The 749-nt window shown below is 69.3% G+C and carries 1 protein-coding gene; it reads left to right on the top strand.

The features are described 5' to 3' along the window. Positions 1-60: 60 nt before the first annotated feature. A partial coding sequence (locus tag DMH08_RS39690; RefSeq protein ID WP_233618088.1) for an acyltransferase domain-containing protein occupies positions 61-749 on the top strand: 689 nt, incomplete at its 3' end.

Below are 749 nucleotides of genomic sequence, written 5' to 3'. Positions count from 1 at the left end.
GAGGCGTCGCCGGTGTTCGCGGCGCGGCTGGCGGAGTGTGCGGCGGCTCTGGCTCCGTTCGTGGAGTGGGAGCTGGACGATGTGCTGGCGGGCGGTCACGGTTTTGAGGCTGCGGACGTGGTGCAGCCGGTGTTGTGGGCGGTGATGGTTTCGCTGGCTGCGGTGTGGGAGGCCGCAGGCGTCGTTCCGGACGCGGTTGTGGGTCATTCGCAGGGTGAGATCGCTGCGGCTGCCGTTGCCGGGATTTTGTCGCTGGAGGATGCGGCGAAGGTGGTGGCTCTGCGGAGCCGGACGTTGCGGGGGTTGGCGGGTCGTGGCGGGATGTTGTCGATCGCCGAGCCGGTGGACGCGGTCCGTGCCCGCATCGCCTCGTTCGAGGGGCGTCTCTCGATTGCTGCGGTGAACGGCCCGTCGGCGACGGTGGTGTCCGGCGATGCCGATGCCCTGCGCGAGCTGGCCGAGTCGTGCGGTGAGCAGGTCCGCACGCGGATGATCCCGGTGGACTACGCCTCCCACAGTGCTCATGTCGATGAGTTGCGGGACGAGATCGTTTCGGTGCTGGCGGGGATTGAGCCGGGTGAGGCGCGGGTGCCGATGGTGTCGGCGATGAGCGGCGAGTGGTTGAACGGCCCGGAGCTGACGCCGGAGTACTGGTACGCGAGCCTGCGCGAGACGGTCGAGTTCGATCGCGCGATCCGGGTCCTGGGCGAGTCGGGGCATGGGGTGTTCGTCGAATCGTCCCCGCACCC

The organism is Actinomadura sp. WAC 06369 (assembly GCF_003947565.1).
Classification (GTDB): Bacteria; Actinomycetota; Actinomycetes; order Streptosporangiales; family Streptosporangiaceae; genus Spirillospora; species Spirillospora rifamycini.
Note: the sequence above shows the minus strand (reverse complement) of the source record. Positions and strands in the feature narration are given on the sequence as shown.